We start from the raw sequence: 20114 nt of genomic DNA on the forward strand, positions 1-20114 counted from the left end.
ACGCCGCCCATGGGCCGCAGCCAGCGCCTGTGTTAGGGGAGCGGGGCATGCCGCCGCAGGCCTCCGGGACCAGCGCCAGCCAGGGCAGCTCCCCTGATCGACCGGGGTCGCTCCCCGGGGCGACCACCGTCCTCACCGCGGGCGGCGGCGCCTCGGCCGGCCGCGCCGCCCTGCTCGCGCGGGCGCCCGCCGCGGCGCGCTGGATGGTCGCCGGCGCGGCCGCCGTCGTGGCCGTCGTCCTCGGCGCCGCCCTGCTGCGCGACGACGGCTCGCTCGCCCGGATCGAGGCTGCCGTGAGCGCCGAGCGCGCGGGGCCCGCGGGCTCCGCGCCCCGGCGCCCGGTGGCCCCGCGGCCGAGCGACGCGGTCCCCGCCGACGAGCTCGCCGCCGCGACCGCGGGCGGCGTGCTCCAGCTCGAGGCGCTCGCCGCGCGCTACCCCAAGGATCCGTCGATCTTCCGGGCGCTCATGCAGCGCCACGCGCTCCCGCCCCCGTACCACGCCGCCGCGCTCGCGGCGGCGAAGCGGCTCCTGGAGCTCGATCCGGGGGCGGCGGCGGACGACGACGTGAAGCGCGTCGTCTCGAGCGCCGCCGGCGGCCCTCCCGAGGCCGCGTCGGCCGCGCTCGACCTGATGGCGACCGGCATGGGGAGCCAGGGGGCCGATCTCCTCTACGACCTCTCGATCGGCAGCGCTGCGCTGAAGGAGCGCGCCGCGAAGCGGCTCGCCGAGGCCGCGGTCCTCGCGCGGGCGACGCCCGCGCTGCGCGTCGCGCACGAGCTCCGCGTCGCCCCCTCCTGCAAGGCGCGGCAGGCGCTCCTGGGGCGCGCGGCGGCCGACGGCGATCGGCGCGCGATCGACGTGCTCACGCCGCTCGTCTCCAGCAAGAGCAAGGGGTGCGGCTTCCTGGGGATGAGCCGCTGCGCGGCGCCGTGCGCCTCGATCGCGAAGGAGATCAAGGCGGCCATCCAGGCGATCGAGGCGCGCGTCGGGCCATCGCCCGGGGCGGCCGACGCGCCGGAGAGTCGGTGATCGCCCGCGCGCGCCGATCGCGTTGACCGAGGGTTGCGCGGGTGGGAGCCTTGCCATATCAGGGCTCAACTCATGTACGTTCCTGCTCAATCCTGGTCGCCAGATTCATGGCGTGAACGTCCCAACGCGGCGGCCATGCCGTATGACGACGCCGCGGCCGTCGACGCGGCCGTCGAGAAGCTCCGGGCGCTGCCGCCGCTCGTGACCTCGTGGGAGGTCGAGCGGCTCAAAGGCCACCTGGCCCAGGCGCAGCTCGGCCGGAGGTTCGTGCTGCAAGGGGGCGACTGCGCGGAGACGCTCGACGACTGCCGCCCGAACATCGTCACGAACAAGCTGAAGATCCTGCTGCAGATGTCGCTCGTGCTGGTGCACGGCGCCCGCCGGCCGGTCGTGCGCCTCGGGCGCTTCGCCGGGCAGTACGCCAAGCCGCGCTCCAGCCCGATCGAGACGCGCGACGGCGTGAGCTTGCCGAGCTATTTCGGGGATCTCATCAACCGCGCGCCCTTCGAGGCCGCCTCCCGGCGCCCGGATCCGGCCCTGATGGTGGCGGGATACCAGCACGCGGCGCTCACCCTGAATTTCATCCGATCCCTGTCGGAGGGCGGCTTCGCCGATCTGCATCACCCGGAGTACTGGGATCTGAGCTTCCTCGAGCGGGCGGACCTGCCCGGCGAGCTGCGCGAGCGCTACCAGCGGATGACCGAGCAGGTCGGGGAGGCCCTCCGGTTCATGGAGGCGCTCGCCGAGGTGCCGGTCGGGGAGCTGTCGCGGGTCGAGTTCTTCACGAGCCACGAGGGGCTCAACCTGCATTACGAGTCGGCGCAGACGCGGAAGGTCGCGCGCCGCCCCGGCTACTACGACCTGACGACCCACCTGCCCTGGATCGGCGAGCGCACGCGGCAGCCCGACGGCGCGCACGTCGAGTTCTTCAGCGGGGTGGCGAACCCGGTGGGCATCAAGCTCGGCCCGAAGACGGTCCCCGGCGAGCTGATCCGCCTCCTCGACCGGCTCAACCCGGCGGACGAGCCGGGCAAGATCGTGCTCATCGTGCGCATGGGCTCGGGCCGGGTGCGCGAGGGGCTCCCGCCGCTCATCGAGGCGGTGCGCTCGGCGGGGCGCAAGGTCCTCTGGATGTCCGACCCGATGCACGGCAACACGCAGACGACGTCCGGCGGGATCAAGACACGGAATTTCGAGGACATCCTGGCCGAGATCGAGGCGAGCTTCGAGGTGCACGAGGCGCTCGGGTCCCACCTCGGCGGCGTCCACTTCGAGCTCACGGGCGACGACGTGACCGAGTGCATCGGGGCGGGGCTCACGGAATCCGACCTCGATCGGCGCTACGCGAGCCTGTGCGATCCGAGGCTGAACTACCGCCAGTCGCTCGAGATGGCGTTCCGCATCGCCCACCGCATGGCGGAGTCCTCCCGGCGCTCGAGGGGCTGAGCGCCGGCGCCGCCCCGGAGCGGCGCTCGGACGAGAATCGGACGAGAATCGGACGAGAAGACGAACCCCCAAGACGCTAAGGGCGCCAAGAGAAGAAAAGCTTCTGAGCTCTCCTGGCGCCCTGTGTGTCTTGGCGGCTTTCTCTCTTTCATCGAGAGCACAGACGCTTGCCGTGATTCCCGCTGTGGCCTCGAGCGCTCTCGCCGTATTTCGGCCATCTCGCGTGCTCCGAGCGCCCGTCATCGGGAGACGCCTTCTGGCGATCCGTCGAGGCTATCCCAATGGATCCTCGCAGGGGGTAGCTCGCCATGCAGAACATCTCAACAGAACAGGGTGAACGCCGGCAGGGGGAGGGACATGCCATCACGGAGAGCTCGTTCGAGGGACAGCAGCGCTCCGCCGCATGCCCGACGCTCATCGAGTCTTTCCTGCCGGTGGCCGACATCGTCGTGAACGAGCAAATCGTCGTGATGGCGACGCCGGAGGCGACGTACGCCGCGCTGAAGCGGGTGGACTTCGCGAGGAGCCACTCTCTGCTCCTGCGCGCGGCCCTCGCGCTCCGCGTGGCCGAGGCGCGGCGCGCCCGGCGCAGGCTCCGGCTGGCGCCGCTGCCGGCGCCCGCGCGCGTGTCGCTCCAGAACGTCGAGGACTACGGCCAGATCAAGCTCGCCGAGCAGGAAGGCTCCGAGATCGTCGTCGGCGCGATCGCGCGCCTGATGAACGCGGAGAGCCTGTACGTGAGGCGGTCCGCCGCCGAGTTCAAGGCGTTCGACTGCCCCGGGTACGTGAAGGTGGCGGCCAGCTACGCCGTGACGCCCCACGGCCAGCGCCGGACGATGCTCTCGTACGAGGTGCGGATCCGCGCGACCGACACGCGGACGCGGCGGCAGCTGTTCTTCTGGGACGCGCTGACCTCGCCGCTCATGACGGCGATCACGCGCCGGGCGCTCCGCTACGCCGCGAAGGTCGTCGAGCGCCAGTGCGCCGCGCAGGCGCATCGCCAGGCCATGTAGCTCCGCCCGCGAGAGGTCCGGCCAGGGATGGCCGGACCTCTCCACGCGCGGCGCCGAGCGCCGGAGCGGCAGGCGCGCCGCGGCCCGCGGGAGCGCGGCCGCGGCGCGTCTTGCGCGCCTGCGCTCGCTCGTGCACCCTTCGCAGCGAAGGAGGCCCGCCATGCACCCGATTGCATCGACGAGCCTCGCTCTGGCGCGCCGCTGAGCGCGCCAGCGAGGCTCACATCCCGAGCTCATCTCGCGTGTCGCTGGAAACCGCGCGGCAGACGCGTGTGTGCGTCGCCGCGCCCTCGGGAGCATGGCATGAGCAAAGATCGATCGCGGAGCCGCGAACGCGCGCGCTCCGTCGTGGATGCAGGTTCGTTGTTCGGTGGGACGGCGGCGCGGCAGGCCCAGCGCAAGGAGCGCCAGCTCTGCCGTCAGGTGCAGGAGGCGGTGAGCGACGCGCTCGCCGCGCTCCGCGATGACGTCCTCCAGGACGTCTGGGTGATGCAGGTGGAGCCGGCGCCCGACGCGAGCCGGCTCGCGGTGGTCGTGCAGGTCGGGCCGGGCACGCCGCCGGAGGTGGCGGCGGCGCGGCTTGCGCGGGTGGCCGGCTACGTGCGCGCGGAGGTGGCGGGGGCGATCACGCGCAAGCGCGCGCCGACGCTCGCCTTCCAGGTGCAGCCGCCGGAGGAGGAGCCGTGAGCGCGCGCATCGCCGCGTGGCTCCCGGACGGCGCGGGCGCGGCGCTCGACGCCTCGCTCGCGCGGCTCGCGCGCACCGAGGACGTCGCGCACGTCGCGGTGATGCCCGACGCGCACGTGGCCGACGACGTGTGCGTCGGCACGGTGACCGCCACGACCCGCCGCCTCCTGCCGGCGGCGGTCGGCGGCGACATCGGGTGCGGCATGGTCGCGCTGCGGCTCCGCGCGGGCGCCGATCTGCTCGCGGATCGCGACCGCGCGGCGCGGCTCCTCTCGGGGCTCTGCCGCCGCGTCCCGCACGTCCTGCACCCGGCCGCCGGCGCCCCGCCGCTGCCGGACGACCTCGCCGAGGCGCGGCTCGGCGCGCCGCGGCTCGAGGCGATGAAGCGCCGCGAGGGCCGCATGGAGCTCGGCACGCTCGGCCGGGGAAACCATTTCCTGGAGGTGCAGCGCGACGAGGAGGGCGCGCTGTGGCTGCTCCTGCACAGCGGCTCGCGCGCCATGGGGCCGGCGATCCGGGAGCACCACGAGGCGCTCGCGGCGCGCGATCCCTCGGGGATCCGCTTCCTCGAGGCCGACAGCGAGGCCGGGCGCGCGTACCTCGCCGACGCGGCGTGGGCCGCGAGCTACGCGCGGGCGAGCCGCGCCCGGATGGCGGCCGAGGCCGCGGGGCTCTTCGCCGAGCTGTTCGGCGTCGAGGTCGACGCGCCGTCGCGCATCGAGGTCGATCACAACCACGTCCGGCGCGAGGAGCACGGCGGGCGCGCGCTCTGGGTGCACCGCAAGGGCGCCATGGGGCTCCGCGAGGGCGAGCTGGGCGTCGTGCCCGGGTCGATGGGGAGCCCGAGCTTCCACGTGGCGGGGCGCGGCCACCCCGACGCGCTCGGGTCGTCGGCGCACGGCGCCGGGCGCGCGCTGCCGCGGGGCGAGGCGCGCCGCCGCATCGGCGCGCGGCAGCTGCTGCGGGAGGCCGAGGGCGTGTGGTTCGATCATCGCCTCGCCGACCGGCTCCGCGAGGAGGCGCCCTCGGCCTACAAGGACATCGGCGCGGTCATGCGGGCGCAACGCGCGCTCGTGCGCGTCGTCCGCCGGCTCCGGCCGGTGCTCGTCTACAAGGCGCCGTGAGCGCGCCGCTCACGGCCGATCGAGTGTGAAGACGGGCGACGTCCACGTGTCCCAGTGCGCCTCGTTGCCCGGATCGCCGAGCGCCCTGAGCGCGCGGAGCTTGATCCGATAGTCCCCGTCCGGGACGACCGTCGGCCGCCCGTCGAGCTTCGTCGTGCCCTTCCACCCGTACCGCGTGACCGCCGTCGCCGACGAGCTCTGGCCGACGTGCGAGAGCGAGAGCGCGCGCCCCCACGGCTTCGCGGTCGCGGCCTCGACGATGTCGAGGGTCACGCGCTCCGCGCCGTGATCGAAGTGGACCATCACGTATGGCACGTCGTCCGACGCCAGCGTGTAGGTCGCGCCGCTCCGCTGGGGGACCACGCGCGTCCCGCTCAGCTTGCCGAGCCACGGCGCCTCGCTGCCCGACGGCTTGAGGACGGGGACGCTCTGGTAATCGCCCTTGAAGCCCGCGTACGGCACCCGCAGCGGGCCGTCGGCCGCGCCGCCCCGCGGGGTGAACACGAGATAGCCGCCGAACAGGCCCCCGTCCGCGAGCGCGTCGCTCGCCCTCACCGTGACGGTGACGGTCGCGCGGCCGTGGGCGGGCACGGTGACGCTCGGGGCGCTGAAATCGACGGCCGCGGCGCCGGCGGTCGCGCTCGTCGGCCTCCAGTGATCGCCGCCGGTCGCGCACGCGGCGGGCGCGTGCGACAGGTCGTAGGTGACGTCGTGCGCGGCCGAGTTCTCGAGCGTCAGCGTGCGCGCGGCGGGGCCGGCTTCGCTCTCGCCGAGCGCGAGCTTGCCGGGGCTGATCACGGTGGTCGCGCGGATCGCCCGGTCGACGCGCATCACCCCCGCCCCCTGCCGGTGCGCGCCCTCGGGCACCTGCCCGCTCGGATCGCCGCTCCACGGCGCGGGGACGGCGCTGTTCTGCAGGACATCGCGCACGCGCGGCGCCGAGAGCTCCGGGCGCGCGTCGAGCAGGAGCGCGACGGCGCCCGCCACGTGCGGCGCCGCCATCGACGTGCCGCTGAGCGTGTCGTACGAGCCCTGCTCGACCGGGACCGTCGAGTAGATCGCGCCGCCGGGCGCGGCGAGGTCGGGCTTGAAGGAGAGCGCTGCGCTCAGGCCGTGCGAGCTGAAGCCGGAGATGAGGCCCGCGGTGCTGCTCTGCGCGGCCACGGCTCGGTCGGTCCAGCTGTGGGTCAGCGGCCCCGCGTCGAGGCGCGCGCTCAGCAGCTCGCCGTCGGCCTGCGCGATCCCCACGACCGGGATCGAGATCGGGCTGCTCGCCGCGACCGACGGGTTCATCACGCCGCCTCGGTCGTTGTAGATCACGACGCCGGCCGCGCCCGCGGCCTGCGCGTGCGCGGCCTTCTCGTGGAAGGGGCAGCCGCCGCGCCGGACGAGCGCGATCTTGCCCGCGAGGCTGCCCGCGGGGAGCTCGTCGCACGCGTCGCGCGCGCTCGTGGGCGTCCCGGTGCGCGCGAGGGGGGCGCTCCCCGAGAGCGGCGGCGGCGGGCTCCCCTCCGCGCGCGCGTAGCCGATCGCCGCGTTGCCCGGCGCCACGGTGAACGACAGGCGGGTCACGCGGGTGCCGTCGATCGATGCGGCGCCGATGACCGCCTCGCCCACGCCGGGCGCGCCCGCGCCCCAGAGCCCCTTCTCGCCGCTGTTGCCGATCGACGCGACGACCACGACGCCCCGCGCGACGAGCGCGTTCGCCGCGGCCGCCGTCGGGTAGTCGGGCCACTGGAACGGCGTCCCGATGCTGATGTTGACGACGTGCATGCCGTCCTCGGCGGCCCGCTCCATCGCCTTGAGGATGATGTCGGCGCGCGATCCGCCGCGGCAGCCGAACACGCGGTAGGCGCCGAAGGTCACGTCCGGCGCCACGCCCTGCACGATCCCGTTCGCCCCGATGATGCCGGCGACGTGCGTGCCGTGGCCCAGGCAATCGTCGGGGTCGTCGTCGGGCGCCGGCGGATTGCTCGAGTCGCCGGCGACGAAGTCGTCGCCGACGAAGTCGTGGCCGAACGCCACGCGGCAGCCCTGGCCGAAGCAGCCGCCGAGATCGGGGTGATGGTAGTCGACGCCGCTGTCGATCACGCCGACGCGGATGCCCTCGCCGGTCACGCCGAGGTCGCGGCGCACGAGGTCCGCGCCCGACATGTCGCTGGCGACGGCGAGATCCGGATCGACCGCGGTCGCGGCGCGCACGGCGTCGAGCTCCACGGGCACGACGGGGTAGACGGCCTTGACCCCGGGCATCTCGGAGAGCGCGGCGGAGCCCCCGCGCGCGACGCGAACGGAGAGGCCGTCCCAGAGCTCCTCGAACGAGAACCGGAGCGTGTACCGGAGCCCGCGCTCCTCGGCCGCCCGCCGGAAGAGCGCCCGCTCCTCGTCGGCGAGGCCCTTCATGCGCGCGCGCCCGCCGCTCGTCGCGGCCGGCGCGCGCTCGAGCTCCACGAACCAGAGCTCCGTCGGCTCATCGGGCGCGAACGTCGCCTCGCCCGCCGCTGCGCCGTCCGGAGGGGCGTTGTTCTGGCTCGCCCCCTCGACTCCAAGCTCTCCGCTGCACCCTGAAAGAGCGATGTGGAGGCAAGCCAGACCGAACCAGCGCACACCGCATTTCATGAGCCCTGTTCCGCGCGTTCCGATCATCGATTCAGCTATGTTCGATGACGCGAATCGGTCAAGCGTGAGCGGGGCGAGAACGGCTCGGCGACGGCGCGTCACGGCGTCATCGTCGTAGACCCTGGAAGCGCGGCTATTTCAGGACAGACCTCTTTCGCGTCGGGCACAGAGCCTCACGACATCATCGCCGCAGGCCCTGGAAGAGTGGCTGTTTCAGGTCAGCCCTCCTTTCGCGTCGGGCATAACGAGCGCTGCGCCGTCGGCGCGGCCACGTGGCGCAGCGCGCCCGCCCCGAAGTCCAAGGCGGTCGTCCTGGAGAGCCATCGATTTCGCGATCTCACCACTGTCCTGTCCCGCCACCTCTCGTCGCCTGCGCGCCGGAGCGGAGGAGGCGGCCAGCGGCTCTCCGCAGCGCGGGAAGTAGAGAGGCCGCCAGGGCGCGAGGGGCGCAAGCGACGCAAGAGAACAGAGATAAAATCTGTTCCCCTCTTCCCCTTGCGCCCCTTGCGCCCTGGCGGTCCTCTTCCCATCTGCCGATTTTCTCTGGATCTTGACGTGATCGGTGTTCTAGGGTCGCGCGGCTCTCCGGCGCGGGCGGCGCCGGGCTCGGATGTGGAATGACGATCCTCGCGCGCGCCTTGTTCTCCATGCACCATCGCCTGGTCCACGTGCCGCGCGTGGAGCGCGTCGCGCGGGCGCTGTCCGCGCAGGTGGGCCGCGCGGCGTCGCTGCTCGACGTGGGCGCGGGCGACGGGACGGTCGCGCTCGAGGTCGCGCGCCGGGTCGGCGCGCAGCGCGTCGTCGGCGTCGACGTGAAGGCGCGCCCCGGCGCGGCGCTCCCGGTCGTCGCGTACGACGGCGAGCGCCTCCCCTTCCCCGACGGGGCGTTCGAGGCGGTGCTCCTGTCCGACGTGCTGCACCACTGCGCGCGCCCCGCCGCGCTGCTCGCGGAGGCGCTCCGGGTCGCCGCGCGCGTCGTCGCGCTCAAGGATCACTTCCGGTTCGGCCCGGTCTCGGAGAAGGTGCTGCTCCTCATGGACCTCGTCGGCAACGCCGCGCCGGGCGTCGAGGTGCGCGGCACCTACTTCACGCCGGGCGAGCTCGTCGAGCTCGTGCGCGGCGCGGGAGGGCGCATCACCGGCCTCGAGTGGCCGCTCCGGATCCACGACATGCCGTTCCGCCTGGTGACGCAGGATCGACTGCAGTTCGCGGCCCGGGTCGAGCGCCCGGCCGAAGGAGGGGGGCGATGACCGGGCTCAGGTCGTTCGTCGTCGGCGGCGCCGGGTTCATCGGGAGCCACCTCACCGATCGCCTGGTCGAGCGCGGCCCCGTGACGCTGTACGACAACCTCTCGGTCGGGCGCCGCGCGTTCGTGGCCTCGCACCTCGCCTCCGGGCGCGCGACGCTCGTCGAGGCGGACGCCCTCGACCTCGAGCGCCTCACCGAGGCCATGGCGGGCCACGACCTCGTCGTGCACCTCGCCGCGAACCCGGAGGCGCGCTGGGGGCTCGCGCGGACGCGGCTCGATCTCGAGCAGGGGACGATCGCGACGTACAACGTGCTCGATGCGATGCGGCGCACGGGGGTGAGCCGGCTCATCTTCTCGTCCTCCGGGACGGTCTACGGCGACACCGCGCGGCGGTGCGCCGAGGGCGATCTCGGCGCCCTGCCGATCTCGCTCTACGGCGCGAGCAAGCTCGCGGGCGAGGCGCTCATCAGCGCCTACGTCGAGTGCTTCGGCCTCACCGCGTGGATCTACCGCTTCGGCAACGTGGTCGGGCCGCGCGGGACCCACGGCGCGGCGCTCGATTTCCTGAAGAAGCTCCGCGACCGCCGCAGCGAGCTCGAAGTGCTCGGCGACGGACGCCAGTCGAAGCCGTACCTCGATGTCCGCGACTGCGCGGAGGGGATCCTGTTCGGCTTCGATCGCGCCGGGGAGCGGCTGAACATCTTCAACCTCGCGCCCGAGGACGCGACGAGCGTCTCCCGCATCGCGGAGCTGTGCGTGGCGGCGTCGCCCTACCCCGACGCGGTGATCCGGTATCAGGGCGGCGAGCGCGGGTGGCCCGGCGACGTCCCGCGATCGCGGATGGATCCGGGCAAGCTGGCGGCGCTGGGCTTCCGGGTGCGCCACACGAGCGACGAGGCCGTGCGCATGGCGGTGGAGGCGCTGGCGAGCGAGGTGTTCGGGGGCGAGCCGGCGGGGTGAGGGCCAGGGCGGCGGAGCGCCCGGGGCGCGCCGCGGTGGTAGACTCTGCGCATGGCTGAGCTCACTCTCTACATCGGAAACAGGTCCTATTCCTCATGGTCGCTCCGGCCCTGGCTCGCCCTGAAGCACGCCGGTGCCGAGTTCGACGAGGTGGTGATCCCGCTCCGGGCGCCGGGCGTCCGCACCCCGGAGATCCAGCGCCACTCGCCCTCGGGCAAGGTGCCGGCCCTGAAGCACGGGGCGCTCACGATCTGGGAGTCGCTCGCGATCGCCGAGTACGTGGCGGAGAGCTTCCCCGAGGCGAAGCTCTGGCCGGAGGCGCGCGACGCGCGCGCCGTCGCGCGTGCGGTGAGCGCCGAGATGGCGAGCAGCTTCGCCGCGCTCCGCACCGCGCTGCCGATGAACGTGCGGCGCAAGATCCAGGGCGTGGCGATCACCGAGGCCGCGTCGCAGGACATCGCGCGCGTCCAAGCGATCTGGAACGACTGCCGATCTCGCTTCGGCCAGGGGGGCGAGTTCCTGTTTGGCCGCTTCAGCGTCGCGGACGCGATGTACGCGCCGGTCGCGACGCGGTTCGACACGTACGGGGTCGAGCTCGACGCGGTCTCTCGGCGCTACGTGGCGGCGATCCTGGCCCTCCCCGCGATGCAGGAGTGGATCGCGAAGGCCAGGGAGGAGCCGCACATCATCGAGGCGTACGAGGCGATCGGCGTCGTGGGCAAGTAGGGGCGAGCACGCCGCGGACTGAGGAGCCGGCGGACAGCGCGGGCGCGACGACGACGACGATCGACGACGATGACGATGTCGCGCAGGTTCCGCCGCCCCGTCGCGCGGTAACGGCTGCGGCCGGTGGCGAGACGCGCTACGAGACCCCGACATGCCGCACGAACTCGACCTCATCCTCACGCTCACGGGCGGGCTCACCGCCGCCCTCGCGTTCGGCTTCATCACCCAGCGGCTGAGGCTGTCGCCCATCGTGGGCTACCTGCTGGCGGGGATCCTCGTCGGCCCCTTCACGCCGGGGTTCGTGGCCGACAAACCGCTCGCGGACCAGCTCGCGGAGATCGGGGTCATCCTGCTGATGTTCGGGGTCGGCCTGCAGTTCCACGTCCGCGAGCTCCTCGCCGTGCGCAAGGTCGCCGTGCCGGGCGCCCTCATCCAGATCGCCGTCGCCACCGCGCTCGGCGGCCTGGTCGGCCGCGCCGCTGGCTGGTCGTGGGCCGCGTCGCTCGTCTTCGGCGTCGCCATCTCGGTGGCGAGCACCGTCGTGCTCACGCGCGTCCTCAGCGACAGCCACGTCCTGCACACCCCGGCCGGCCACCTCGCCATCGGCTGGCTCGTGCTCGAGGACGTCTTCACCGTGCTGGTGCTCGTGCTGCTCCCCGCCCTGCTCGGCGGGGACGACGGCGCGGGCGCGACGGGGATCGCCGTGTCCGTGGGCGTCGCGGTCCTCAAGCTCGCTGGCCTCGTGGCCTTCGTCTTCATCGTCGGACAGCGCGTCATCCCCGTGCTGCTCGGGTACGTGGCGAAGACCGGCTCGCGGGAGCTCTTCACCCTGACGGTGCTCGTGGTCGCGCTCGGCGTCGCCGTCGGCTCGGCGGTGCTCTTCGGCTCGTCGATGGCGCTCGGCGCCTTCCTGGGCGGCCTGGTCGTCGGCCAGTCCGACTTCAGCTCGCGCGCCGCCTCGGAGGCGCTCCCGATGCGCGACGCGTTCGCCGTGCTGTTCTTCGTCTCGGTCGGCATGCTCCTCGACCCCGCGCAGCTCGCCATGGGCTGGCCGGTCGCCGCGGCGACGCTCGCCGTGGTGCTGATCGGCAAGCCGCTCGCCGCGCTCGTCGTCGTGGTGCTGCTCCGCCGCCCCCTCCAGACCGCCTTCGCCGTGGCCCTGTCGCTCGCGCAGATCGGGGAGTTCTCGTTCATCCTCGCGACGCTCGGCCGGCAGCTCGGCATCATGCCGGACGAGGCCTCGCAGGCGCTCGTCGTCGCGTCGATCGCGTCGATCACCTTGAACCCCCTGCTCTTCAGCCTCCGGGATCGCATGGCGCGGTCGACCTCGGCGCTCCTCCTGCGCCGCGGCGCCGCGGCGCAGGCCGGCGCGGAGCCCGCTCCGGAGGACGAGAACGCCCACCGCACGGTCGTCGTCGGCTACGGCCCGGTCGGGCGGACGCTGACCCGGCTGCTCCGGGAGAACGGCATCGAGCCCGCGGTCGTCGAGCTGAACCTCGACACGGTGAAGCACCTGCAGGGCCAGGGCATCCGCGCGATCTACGGCGACGCGACGCAGCGGGAGATCCTCGAGCGCGCCGGGGTCGGGACGGCAGACAGCCTGCTGTTCACGTCGGCGGGCCCGTCCGGGGACGCGGTGATCGAGCAGGCGAAGGGCCTCAATCCCGGGCTGTTCGTCCTCGCCCGCGCCTTCTACATGCGCGAGGTGCCCGCGCTGAAGAAGGCGGGCGCGGACGTCGTCGTGACCGGCGAGGCGGAGGTCGCGTTCTCGATGACCGAGCGCCTCCTCGTGCGGCTCGGCGCCACGGCCGAGCAGGTGGAGCGCGAGCGCGAGCGCGTCCGGAGCGAGCTCTTCGGCACCAGCGCGCCGGAGCCCCAGCCCGCGGCGCCCGCGGGGTGATCCCGCCGCGGGGCGGCGCTCCGGCTCAGCGCGATTTGCCGAGCCAGGTCACGCCGCCGACGACGAGCGCGAGCCCGACGACCTGCTGCCACGCGAACGGCTCGCCCAGGATGACCCAGGAGAAGGCGATCGTGAGCACCGGGCCGAGCGTCGAGAACGTCGCGGCCCGGCCCGCGCCGAGCCGCCGGATCGCCGCCGCGAGCAGGACGATGGGGAGCACCGTGCTGATCGTCGCCATCGCCGCCGCGTACCACCACACCGCGGCCGGGAGCTCCGCCAGCCGGGCGGGGCTCTCCGTCGCCGCGTAGTGCGCGAGCACCATCACGCACGAGGTCGCCCCGCAATACGCGGCGAGGCGCGTCGAGCCCACCCTGGAGGCGAGCTTGCCGACGCCGATGTAATAGAGCGCGTAGGTCACCGAGCTCGCGAACACCCACGCTCCGCCGATGGCGACGACCCGCGCGTCCCCGGTTTGCTCGAGATCGTGCCATACGGCCGCCGCGAGGCCGAGATAGCACACGGCGAGCGCTCCCCAGGCCTTGCCGCGCACCGGCTGCTTCAGCCACACCGCGCCGATCAGGAGCACGAGCGTCGGATAGACGAACAGGATCAGGCGCTCGAGGCCGGTGCTGATGTACGTGAGCCCGATGAAGTCGAACAGGCTGGACAGGTAGTACCCGAGGAAGCCGACGAGCAGCACGCCGCCCCAGAGGCCGGGCGTCATGGGCTCGGCGGCCTCGTCGCGCTCCCTCCGGGCGAGCCACAGGAAGAACGGCAGCGCGATGCCCATCCGCAGCGCGAGCAGCGACACCGCGTCGATCGGGTGCGCGGCGTAGGCGAGCTTCACGAAGATCGCCTTCAGCGCGAACGTCGCCGCGGAGAGGACGGCGAACGTCCGGCCATCGTCGAGGAGGCCAGTCGGCAGCTCGCCGGTCAAGGTGTGTGCGCGCTCGGGATGGGACATGGAATCGCGTCTCTCGTCGTCACAGGCTCACAGGGCGATCCGCAGGAGACCGGTCATCGGCCTCCGCGACCCCGCCCTGCGGGCGCGCTCCTCGAGCCAGCATTGCGCGTGGAAGTCCGCGTTTGCCATCGCACAGGACGGCTTCGGGGCGAGGCAGGTATTTTTCAGGTAGGGGACGATCTCCCGGCTGGGTAGCTGTCCGGGCCGTTGCGCGCGCGGATCGCGTCGGATCGGGCCGCGCTCCCCGGGGGCCTTGGGCTAAGCTCCCCGTTCCGATGACGTCCCCTGCTGGCCCAGGCACCGCCGCGCGCGTCCCGGGTGCGCTCCCCGCCCCCGTCGGGCCGCCCCCGCCGCGGCGGCGCGCGCCGATCGCGCAGGACCCCTCGGGCGTGCACCAGGTCGGCGCGTCGTTCCTGCAGATCGCCGCCACGGTCGGCGGCATGGCCGTGCTCGCGGGGCAGATCGCGGCGCGCGTGGCCACGCTCCGCGTCGACGGCGCCGAGTTCATGCGCAACCTCTACAGGATGGGCGTCAAGTCGATGCCCATCGTCGTCGTGACCGCGCTCTTCACCGGCGCGATCATGGTCATCCAGGCCGCGCCGCTGGTCGAGCGCTTCGGCGCGCACGGCCTGCTCGGCTGGGGCGCGGGCTTCGGCACGCTCCGCGAGATCGCCCCGTTGCTCACGGCGCTCATGATCAACGGCCGCGTCGGCGCCAACAACACCGCCGAGCTCGGCACCATGGTCGTCACCGAGCAGATCGACGCCCTCCGCGTCCTCGCGATCGACCCGGTGAGCTTCCTCATCGCCCCGCGCTTCCTCGCGATGGTGCTGACGCTGCTGCTCTCGGTGATCTTCGCCGACGCGCTCGCCCTGCTCGGCGCCGCGTTCACCGGCGACCTCCTGCTCGGCGTCGCCCCGGCCGTCTTCTACAACGGCCTCACGAGCGGGCTCCTCGGCATCGGCGACGTCATGAGCGGCCTCGTCAAGAGCGTCGTCTTCGGCGTCGTCCTCGCGCTCTCGAGCTGCCAGTACGGCCTCGGCGTGACCGGCGGCGCCCCCGGCGTCGGCCGCGCCGTCAACGCGACCGTCGTCGCCTCGGCCGCCGGCATCTTCATCCTCGACTACTTCGTCTCGTTCACGCTCGACTGATCGACGGCGCCGCGCATGCCCACCTCCCACCCGAGCTTCCCGGACCGCGCGAGCGCTGGCCCCCCCACCGGCCCCCCCTCGAGCGAGCTCCGGGACGTCGCGCCCGAGCTGTCCGGCGTCGCCGCGATCGGCGGCGCCGCGCTGTCCCTCCTCGCGTCCGCGCGCGAGCTCTACTCGGTGTTCGTAAGGACGCTTTACTACTGCGCGAAGGGCCGCCGCGAGCCGGGCGCCGTGCTCGTGCAGATGTACGAGATCGGCAACAAATCGCTGTTCTTCCTGACGGTCGTGATGGGCTTCATCGGGATGATCATGGTCTTCCAGGCCGGCCAGCAGGCCAAGCGGGTCATCCCGGATCTGACCATGCTCGGCGCGACCTACCTCGAGCTGCTCGTCCGCGATCTCGCCGCCTCGATCGGCGCGCTGATGCTCGCCACGCGCGTCGGCGCCGGCATCGCCGCCGAGATCGGCTCGATGGTGGTGACCGAGCAGGTCGACGCCCTGCGCATGTGCGCGGCCGATCCGATCGACTACCTCATCAAGCCGCGGTTCATCGCGAGCCTGCTCATGACGACGTGCCTCATCGTCTGGAGCGCCGCGGTCGCGTTCACCACGGGGATGGTCACCGCGTACAGCATGTTCGACGTGAGCCCCGAGACGTTCATCAACGTGAGCCTCGTCGACGCGGGCGACCTCGCCACCGGCCTCGCCAAGTGCTTGGCGTACGGCGCCGCGATCCCGGTGGTCTCCGGCCACTCCGGCCTCTCGACCTTCGGCGGCAGCGAGGGCGTGGGCTGGGCGACGACGCGGGCGGTCGTGAACTCCTCGCTCGCGGTCATCGTCCTCAACATGCTGATCTCGGCGGCCGCGTTCCTGATCTTCCGCTAGCCGGATCGCGCCGCCGCGCCGGCGCGTCACTCGATCGGCCCCTCCGCGCTGCCGGTGATGAACTGCCGCACGATCGCGTCCTCGGAGCCCTGGAACATCGCTCGATCCCCGAGCAGGCGGACGAGCCCTTGATAGAGCATGACGATGCGGTCGGCGATCGTGAAGATGCTCACGAGATCGTGGCTCACGACGATGCTCGTCACGCCGAGCGTGTCGCTGAGCTCGCGGATCAGCTTGTCGACGCGCCGCGCGCTCACCGGGTCGAGGCTCGTGGTCGGCTCGTCGAAGAGCACGTAGCGCGGGTCGAGCGTGAGCGCGCGGGCGATGGCGACGCGCTTGCGCATCCCGTCGCCGAGCTCCGGCGGGAAGCGGTCGGCGAACTCGCGCATGTGCACCTGCTCGAGCCGCCGCCGCGCCTCCGCGAGCGCCTCCTTCGGCTTGAGCCCCTTGTGCTTGCGGAGCGGGAGCGCGACGTTCTCGGCGCACGTCATCGAGTCGAACAGCGTCGAGTGCTGGAACACCATCGCGCACTTCATCCGGACCGGGTACATCCGGGCCTCGTCGAAGCGGCTCACCTCCTCGCCGTCCAGCCAGATTTCCCCGCCGTCCGGGTAGAGCAAGCCGACGAGGTGCTTGATCAGCACGCTCTTCCCGACCCCCGACTGCCCGATGATGAAGAACACCTCGCCGTCCTCGACGTCGAACGAGACGTCCTTGAGGACCTCTTTGGGTCCAAAGGATTTTCTGACATTCCGGAACGAAATCATCGCGACCTGCGAAGGAATGACGGTTGCGTCAGGACAAAGGCAGCGCGAAGCGTCACGACGCGCGCCGGAAACAATGCGTCAGAGCGGCGGGATCCCGGCCTATTTCCCTCACCTCCCGCGGCGAGATCGGAGAAGATGAAGACCCCATGGCAAGCCCGCGATCGATCGAGGTCAAAGTCGGGATCCTCATACTCACGGCGATCGGGCTCCTCGCCACGTTCATCCTCGTGATGGGCGGGGTCAACTTCCAGCCGAAGTATTCGATCTACGTCGAGTTCGACAACCCGGGCGGCCTCCAGACCGGGGCGCCGGTGAAGATCGCCGGGGTCGAGGTCGGCAAGCTCAGCGAGATCCACTTCCGCGGCGGCCAGGTCGGCAAGGACGGCCGCCGCGAGCCGCTCGTGCGGATCCAGCTGCGCGTCGAGGAACGTTACCAGCAGAGCATCCACGACAACGCCACGTTCTACGTCACGACGCAGGGCGTGCTCGGCGAGCAGTTCCTCGCGATCGAGCCGGGCTCGACCGATCGGCCGGTGCTCCCGGCGAACGCGGTCGTCCGGGGGCTGGATCCGCCGCGCCTCGACATGCTCCTCGCCGAGGGATACGAGCTCCTGCACGCGACCGTCACGGCGATGCGCGAGCACCGGGAGGAGGTCGGCGAGGCGTTCGACGGGCTCCGGAAGACGCTGAAGGGCACCGGCGACTTCATGCACCGGAACCAGGACCGGCTCGATCGCATCGCCGAGAACGTCGAGCAGATCAGCCTCGACGGCACCGATCTCGTGAAGGACGCCCGGCAGAAGTACGTGAACAACCCGCAGATCGACCGGATCCTCTCGAACGCCGATCAGGTGAGCAGCACGGCCGCGCGCGATCTGCCGCCGCTCATGGCGGACGCGCGCGAGACGCTGGCCAACGCGCGCCGGCTCTCCACCACGGTGGGCGGCGAGCCGGAGCAGGCGAAGATCAGGAAGACGCTCGACGACATCGCCGAGATCGCGGGCAAGGCGCGGGCGGCGACCGCCGACGCCCAGGAGGTCCTCGCCCACGTCAAGCGCGGCAAGGGGACGGTGGGCGCGCTGGTGATGGACGAGCAGCTGTTCGACGACCTCCAGGAGCTCGCCCGCGACCTCAAGCACAACCCCTGGAAGTTCTTCTGGCGCGAGTGAGCGCCCGCCGCGCCCTCGGAGGCGCGCGGCGCCGCCCCTTGCTGCGGGCGCACGGCGCCGCGCCCGCAGGCGAGGGCGCGGCGGCGGACGAGTCCGGGAAAGCGCGGACGCCGGCCGGCCCGGGCGGTCAGGCCAGCTTGATCAGCGGGGCGCCTTCGGTGACCGCGGCCCCCTCGGTGACGAGGATCTCCTCGACCGTCCCCTCGTCCTCGGCCTCGACGGGCATCTCCATCTTCATGGACTCGAGGATGACGACGACGGTCCCCTCTTCGACCTTGTCGCCCGGCTTGACCTCGATCTTCCAGACGGTACCGGTGATGTGCGCCTTGATGACGTTTGCCATGGGCGCGCGAACCTACCGGAGAGCCGCCGAGAATCCAACGGGACCGTGGCGCGAGGCGCCGCGGCCGCGGGTGGCGCTGATGAGTCGGGCGTTCCCTGCTCGCGCGTGCCCGCGGCCCCTCTCTGGACGGTACAGGTCGCTCGGTGGCGCAGGTGCGCGCGGCGGCGCGGGTACACAGGTGCGCGGACAGCGGACGTCGAGGGCGTGGAAGCTGGGCGTGGACGCCGGGCGTGGACGCTGGGCGTGGAAGCGTGGGAGCGTGGAAGCGCGGAAGGGACGGAGCGCTGCGATTTCCGCTGGTACCTGCCGTGCACCACGGCGATAATCTGGCCGGCGGCCCCGCGGTTCCTCGACATCGCGAGGGTCGCGGTGATCGCGAAGATTTGCGTGAAAGCCGCGCTGCGGGTCAGAATCGTCTTGCTCGGTGCCCTCTCCCAGGGCGACCTGCAGGTTCTCCGCACCGCCCCTAGGTAGCTCAACCGCACGCGCTCGATCGAAGGAGCCACGAGGTCATGTCGGAACAGAAGGAAAGCTCGGTCCTGTTCTCGCTCAAGGAGCTGATGAACCTCGAGGAGGATCGCATCAAGACCGAAGAGGCCCAGAAGGCCGCCGCCGCCGCCGCCGCCGAGAAGGCGCGGGTCGAGGCGGAGCGCGCCGCGCGCGAGGCCGAGGAGCTGCGCATCCGCACCGAGGAGGAGCGCCGCCGCAACGAGGAGCGCCGCGCCCGCGAGGAGGCGGCGCGGCTCGAGGCGATCCGGCAGGCCGAGATCGAGAAGGCGCGCGTCGAGGCCGAGCAGAAGGCGCGGCTCGAGGCGATGGCCGCGCAGCAGCACCACGAGCGCTCGCTCGCGGCGCTGCAGCAGGACGAGTCGAAGAACAAGCTGCGCAAGCTCCTCATCGGCGGCGCCGTCGCCAGCGTGCTGGTGATCGGCGGCATCACCATCGCTGCGGTCAAGTCGGCCCAGGAGAACGAGGCGCGCATCGCCGCCGAGGCCGCGCGCGCACGCGAGCTCGAGGAGGCGAACAAGCGGCTCGAGGCGCAGATGAAGGAGTCCGAGTCCAAGATGTCGGGGCTCCGCGACCAGCTCGCGAGCGCGAAGGACGAGGCGACGCGCCTCGCCCTGCAGAAGCAGCTCGAGGCCGAGCAGCAGAAGCAGGAGCAGCTGCGCCGCGGCGGCGGCGGCGGCGGCGTGCGGCCGTCCGGCGGCCAACCGGCGAGCGGCGGAAACAGCAAACCCTGCAACTGCGCCCCTGGCGATCCGCTCTGCAGCTGCTTCTGATCGGGGACGGGATCACCGCATGACGAACACCGGCTACGTCAGGCAGAGGACGAGCCTCGGCGGCAGCTCGCTCGACGAGGCGCGCCGCAGGCTCGTCTTCCCGCTCGACTATGCGACCCTCGACGAGGCGCGGGCGGCGGCGACCCGCGTCGCCCCCTCGGTCGGCGTGCTCAAGGTCGGCCTGGAGCTGTTCGTCCGCGAGGGGCCGGCCGCGATCGAGATCGGCAGGTCGCTCGGCCTCGATGTCTTCCTCGACCTGAAGCTGCACGACATCCCCGAGACGGTGGCCCGCGCGGTGTCGAGCGCCGCCGCGCACGGCGTCCGCTACCTGACGGTGCACGCGGCCGGCGGCGCCGAGATGCTGCGGCGCGCGGCCCAGGAGGCGGCGCGCTCCCAGGATCTGATCCTCCTCGCCGTCACCGTGCTCACGTCGCTCGACGCGGGCGACCTGGCCGCGCAGGGGATCCAGGGGAGCACGTCGGATCACGTGGTGCGGGTGGCGCAGCTCGCGCGCGGCGCCGGCATCCACGGGTTCGTCACCTCGCCGCAGGAGGTGCCGGCGCTGCGGGCGGCGCTCGGGCAGAGCGAGCTCATCGTGACGCCGGGCATCCGCCTCGGCCCCGGGCAGGACGGCGCGCGCGCCGACGATCAGAAGCGCATCGCCACGCCGTCGGCCGCGATCTCGGCCGGCGCCGATCTCCTGGTGGTCGGCCGGCCGATCCGCGACGCGGCCGATCCGCTCGCCACGGCGCGCTCCATCGTCCAGGAGATCGCGCACACGCTCCACCCCCCGCGCTGAC

18 protein-coding genes are annotated in these 20114 nt (G+C 72.7%); 14 read left to right on the plus strand and 4 right to left on the minus strand.

What is annotated here, in order from left to right:
• Positions 1 to 47: 47 nt before the first annotated feature.
• From NQZ70_RS22900 to NQZ70_RS22920, 5 genes are all read left to right on the plus strand, one after another.
• Entirely contained in the window at positions 48 to 1031 is a 984-nt protein-coding gene (locus NQZ70_RS22900; protein ID WP_129576087.1) for a hypothetical protein, read from the plus strand.
• 72 nt (positions 1032 to 1103) lie between these two features.
• Positions 1104 to 2477 (plus strand): 3-deoxy-7-phosphoheptulonate synthase class II, encoded by a 1374-nt coding sequence (locus NQZ70_RS22905; protein WP_129576088.1) that lies wholly within the window; start codon positions 1104 to 1106, stop codon positions 2475 to 2477.
• A 308-nt stretch (positions 2478 to 2785) separates the two neighbouring features.
• Positions 2786 to 3490, plus strand: a complete 705-nt coding sequence (locus tag NQZ70_RS22910; protein WP_129576089.1) for a hypothetical protein — start codon at positions 2786 to 2788, stop codon at positions 3488 to 3490.
• A gap of 363 nt (positions 3491 to 3853) precedes the next feature.
• Positions 3854 to 4177, plus strand: coding sequence for a ribosome-binding factor A (locus tag NQZ70_RS22915; protein ID WP_272829016.1), 324 nt, complete (start codon positions 3854 to 3856; stop codon positions 4175 to 4177).
• The gene (locus tag NQZ70_RS22920; RefSeq protein ID WP_129576091.1) at positions 4174 to 5301 is read left to right on the plus strand and encodes an RtcB family protein; all 1128 of its coding nucleotides are present in this window, start codon (positions 4174 to 4176) and stop codon (positions 5299 to 5301) included. The genes NQZ70_RS22915 and NQZ70_RS22920 overlap by 4 nt, the downstream gene beginning before the upstream one ends.
• Positions 5302 to 5310: 9 nt before the next feature.
• Here the strand turns inward: NQZ70_RS22920 and NQZ70_RS22925 are convergent, their stop codons facing one another.
• The gene (locus NQZ70_RS22925) at positions 5311 to 7908 is read right to left on the minus strand and encodes a S8 family serine peptidase (RefSeq protein WP_272829018.1); all 2598 of its coding nucleotides are present in this window, start codon (positions 7906 to 7908) and stop codon (positions 5311 to 5313) included.
• Positions 7909 to 8537: 629 nt separating this feature from the next.
• Between NQZ70_RS22925 and NQZ70_RS22930 the strand changes: the two genes are divergently transcribed.
• The 4 genes from NQZ70_RS22930 to NQZ70_RS22945 all read left to right on the plus strand — a co-directional run bounded on the left by NQZ70_RS22930 (position 8538) and on the right by NQZ70_RS22945 (position 12755).
• Complete coding sequence (locus NQZ70_RS22930; protein WP_129576093.1) at positions 8538 to 9170, plus strand: class I SAM-dependent methyltransferase; 633 nt, start codon at positions 8538 to 8540, stop codon at positions 9168 to 9170.
• Positions 9167 to 10129, plus strand: a complete 963-nt coding sequence (locus tag NQZ70_RS22935; RefSeq protein ID WP_129576094.1) for an NAD-dependent epimerase/dehydratase family protein — start codon at positions 9167 to 9169, stop codon at positions 10127 to 10129. Before NQZ70_RS22930 ends, NQZ70_RS22935 begins: the two co-directional genes overlap by 4 nt.
• Before the next feature lie 51 nt (positions 10130 to 10180).
• The gene (locus NQZ70_RS22940; protein ID WP_129576095.1) at positions 10181 to 10855 is read left to right on the plus strand and encodes a glutathione S-transferase family protein; all 675 of its coding nucleotides are present in this window, start codon (positions 10181 to 10183) and stop codon (positions 10853 to 10855) included.
• A 151-nt stretch (positions 10856 to 11006) separates the two neighbouring features.
• A complete protein-coding gene (locus NQZ70_RS22945) occupies positions 11007 to 12755 on the plus strand; it encodes a cation:proton antiporter (RefSeq protein WP_129576096.1) in 1749 nt (582 codons plus the stop codon).
• A 25-nt stretch (positions 12756 to 12780) separates the two neighbouring features.
• On the opposite strand, the gene NQZ70_RS22950 is transcribed toward NQZ70_RS22945, so the two are convergent.
• Positions 12781 to 13719: a DMT family transporter gene (locus NQZ70_RS22950; protein ID WP_129576097.1), complete on the minus strand. Its 939-nt coding sequence runs from the start codon at positions 13717 to 13719 to the stop codon at positions 12781 to 12783.
• A gap of 275 nt (positions 13720 to 13994) precedes the next feature.
• Here NQZ70_RS22950 and NQZ70_RS22955 point away from each other — a divergent pair, with 275 nt between their 5' ends.
• Both NQZ70_RS22955 and NQZ70_RS22960 read left to right on the plus strand, forming a co-directional pair.
• Positions 13995 to 14870 carry an ABC transporter permease gene (locus tag NQZ70_RS22955; RefSeq protein WP_129576098.1) on the plus strand — a complete coding sequence of 292 codons (876 nt, stop codon included), beginning with the start codon at positions 13995 to 13997 and terminating at the stop codon, positions 14868 to 14870.
• Positions 14871 to 14885: 15 nt separating this feature from the next.
• A complete protein-coding gene (locus NQZ70_RS22960; protein ID WP_129576099.1) occupies positions 14886 to 15755 on the plus strand; it encodes an ABC transporter permease in 870 nt (289 codons plus the stop codon).
• Positions 15756 to 15781: 26 nt separating this feature from the next.
• On the opposite strand, the gene NQZ70_RS22965 is transcribed toward NQZ70_RS22960, so the two are convergent.
• Positions 15782 to 16522 carry an ABC transporter ATP-binding protein gene (locus tag NQZ70_RS22965; RefSeq protein ID WP_129576100.1) on the minus strand — a complete coding sequence of 247 codons (741 nt, stop codon included), beginning with the start codon at positions 16520 to 16522 and terminating at the stop codon, positions 15782 to 15784.
• 146 nt (positions 16523 to 16668) lie between these two features.
• Here NQZ70_RS22965 and NQZ70_RS22970 point away from each other — a divergent pair, with 146 nt between their 5' ends.
• Positions 16669 to 17691 (plus strand): MlaD family protein, encoded by a 1023-nt coding sequence (locus NQZ70_RS22970; protein ID WP_129576101.1) that lies wholly within the window; start codon positions 16669 to 16671, stop codon positions 17689 to 17691.
• 127 nt (positions 17692 to 17818) lie between these two features.
• On the opposite strand, the gene NQZ70_RS22975 is transcribed toward NQZ70_RS22970, so the two are convergent.
• Positions 17819 to 18034 carry a biotin/lipoyl-binding carrier protein gene (locus NQZ70_RS22975; RefSeq protein ID WP_129576102.1) on the minus strand — a complete coding sequence of 72 codons (216 nt, stop codon included), beginning with the start codon at positions 18032 to 18034 and terminating at the stop codon, positions 17819 to 17821.
• Positions 18035 to 18546: 512 nt separating this feature from the next.
• On the opposite strand from NQZ70_RS22975, the gene NQZ70_RS22980 reads away from it, so the two are divergent.
• A complete protein-coding gene (locus NQZ70_RS22980) occupies positions 18547 to 19314 on the plus strand; it encodes a hypothetical protein (protein ID WP_129576103.1) in 768 nt (255 codons plus the stop codon).
• A 19-nt stretch (positions 19315 to 19333) separates the two neighbouring features.
• Positions 19334 to 20113: an orotidine-5'-phosphate decarboxylase gene (gene pyrF / locus NQZ70_RS22985; protein WP_129576104.1), complete on the plus strand. Its 780-nt coding sequence runs from the start codon at positions 19334 to 19336 to the stop codon at positions 20111 to 20113.
• Position 20114: the final 1 nt, after the last annotated feature.

Origin of the sequence: Sorangium sp. So ce836 (genome assembly GCF_028553905.1) — a bacterium.
GTDB classification, from domain to species: domain Bacteria; phylum Myxococcota_A; class Polyangia; order Polyangiales; family Polyangiaceae; genus Sorangium; species Sorangium cellulosum_D.

Excerpts from the sequence above, each read along its gene's own strand:
- NQZ70_RS22900 (WP_129576087.1), top strand. The coding sequence starts at position 48 with ATGCCGCCGCAGGCCTCCGGGACCAGCGCCAGCCAGGGCAGCTCCCCT.
- NQZ70_RS22905 (WP_129576088.1), top strand. The coding sequence starts at position 1,104 with ATGTACGTTCCTGCTCAATCCTGGTCGCCAGATTCATGGCGTGAACGT.
- NQZ70_RS22910 (WP_129576089.1), top strand. The coding sequence starts at position 2,786 with ATGCAGAACATCTCAACAGAACAGGGTGAACGCCGGCAGGGGGAGGGA.
- NQZ70_RS22930 (WP_129576093.1), top strand. The coding sequence starts at position 8,538 with ATGACGATCCTCGCGCGCGCCTTGTTCTCCATGCACCATCGCCTGGTC.
- NQZ70_RS22935 (WP_129576094.1), top strand. The coding sequence starts at position 9,167 with ATGACCGGGCTCAGGTCGTTCGTCGTCGGCGGCGCCGGGTTCATCGGG.
- NQZ70_RS22940 (WP_129576095.1), top strand. The coding sequence starts at position 10,181 with ATGGCTGAGCTCACTCTCTACATCGGAAACAGGTCCTATTCCTCATGG.
- NQZ70_RS22945 (WP_129576096.1), top strand. The coding sequence starts at position 11,007 with ATGCCGCACGAACTCGACCTCATCCTCACGCTCACGGGCGGGCTCACC.
- NQZ70_RS22950 (WP_129576097.1), bottom strand. The coding sequence starts at position 13,719 with ATGTCCCATCCCGAGCGCGCACACACCTTGACCGGCGAGCTGCCGACT.
- NQZ70_RS22955 (WP_129576098.1), top strand. The coding sequence starts at position 13,995 with ATGACGTCCCCTGCTGGCCCAGGCACCGCCGCGCGCGTCCCGGGTGCG.
- NQZ70_RS22960 (WP_129576099.1), top strand. The coding sequence starts at position 14,886 with ATGCCCACCTCCCACCCGAGCTTCCCGGACCGCGCGAGCGCTGGCCCC.
- NQZ70_RS22965 (WP_129576100.1), bottom strand. The coding sequence starts at position 16,522 with ATGATTTCGTTCCGGAATGTCAGAAAATCCTTTGGACCCAAAGAGGTC.
- NQZ70_RS22970 (WP_129576101.1), top strand. The coding sequence starts at position 16,669 with ATGGCAAGCCCGCGATCGATCGAGGTCAAAGTCGGGATCCTCATACTC.
- NQZ70_RS22975 (WP_129576102.1), bottom strand. The coding sequence starts at position 18,034 with ATGGCAAACGTCATCAAGGCGCACATCACCGGTACCGTCTGGAAGATC.
- NQZ70_RS22980 (WP_129576103.1), top strand. The coding sequence starts at position 18,547 with ATGTCGGAACAGAAGGAAAGCTCGGTCCTGTTCTCGCTCAAGGAGCTG.
- pyrF (WP_129576104.1), top strand. The coding sequence starts at position 19,334 with ATGACGAACACCGGCTACGTCAGGCAGAGGACGAGCCTCGGCGGCAGC.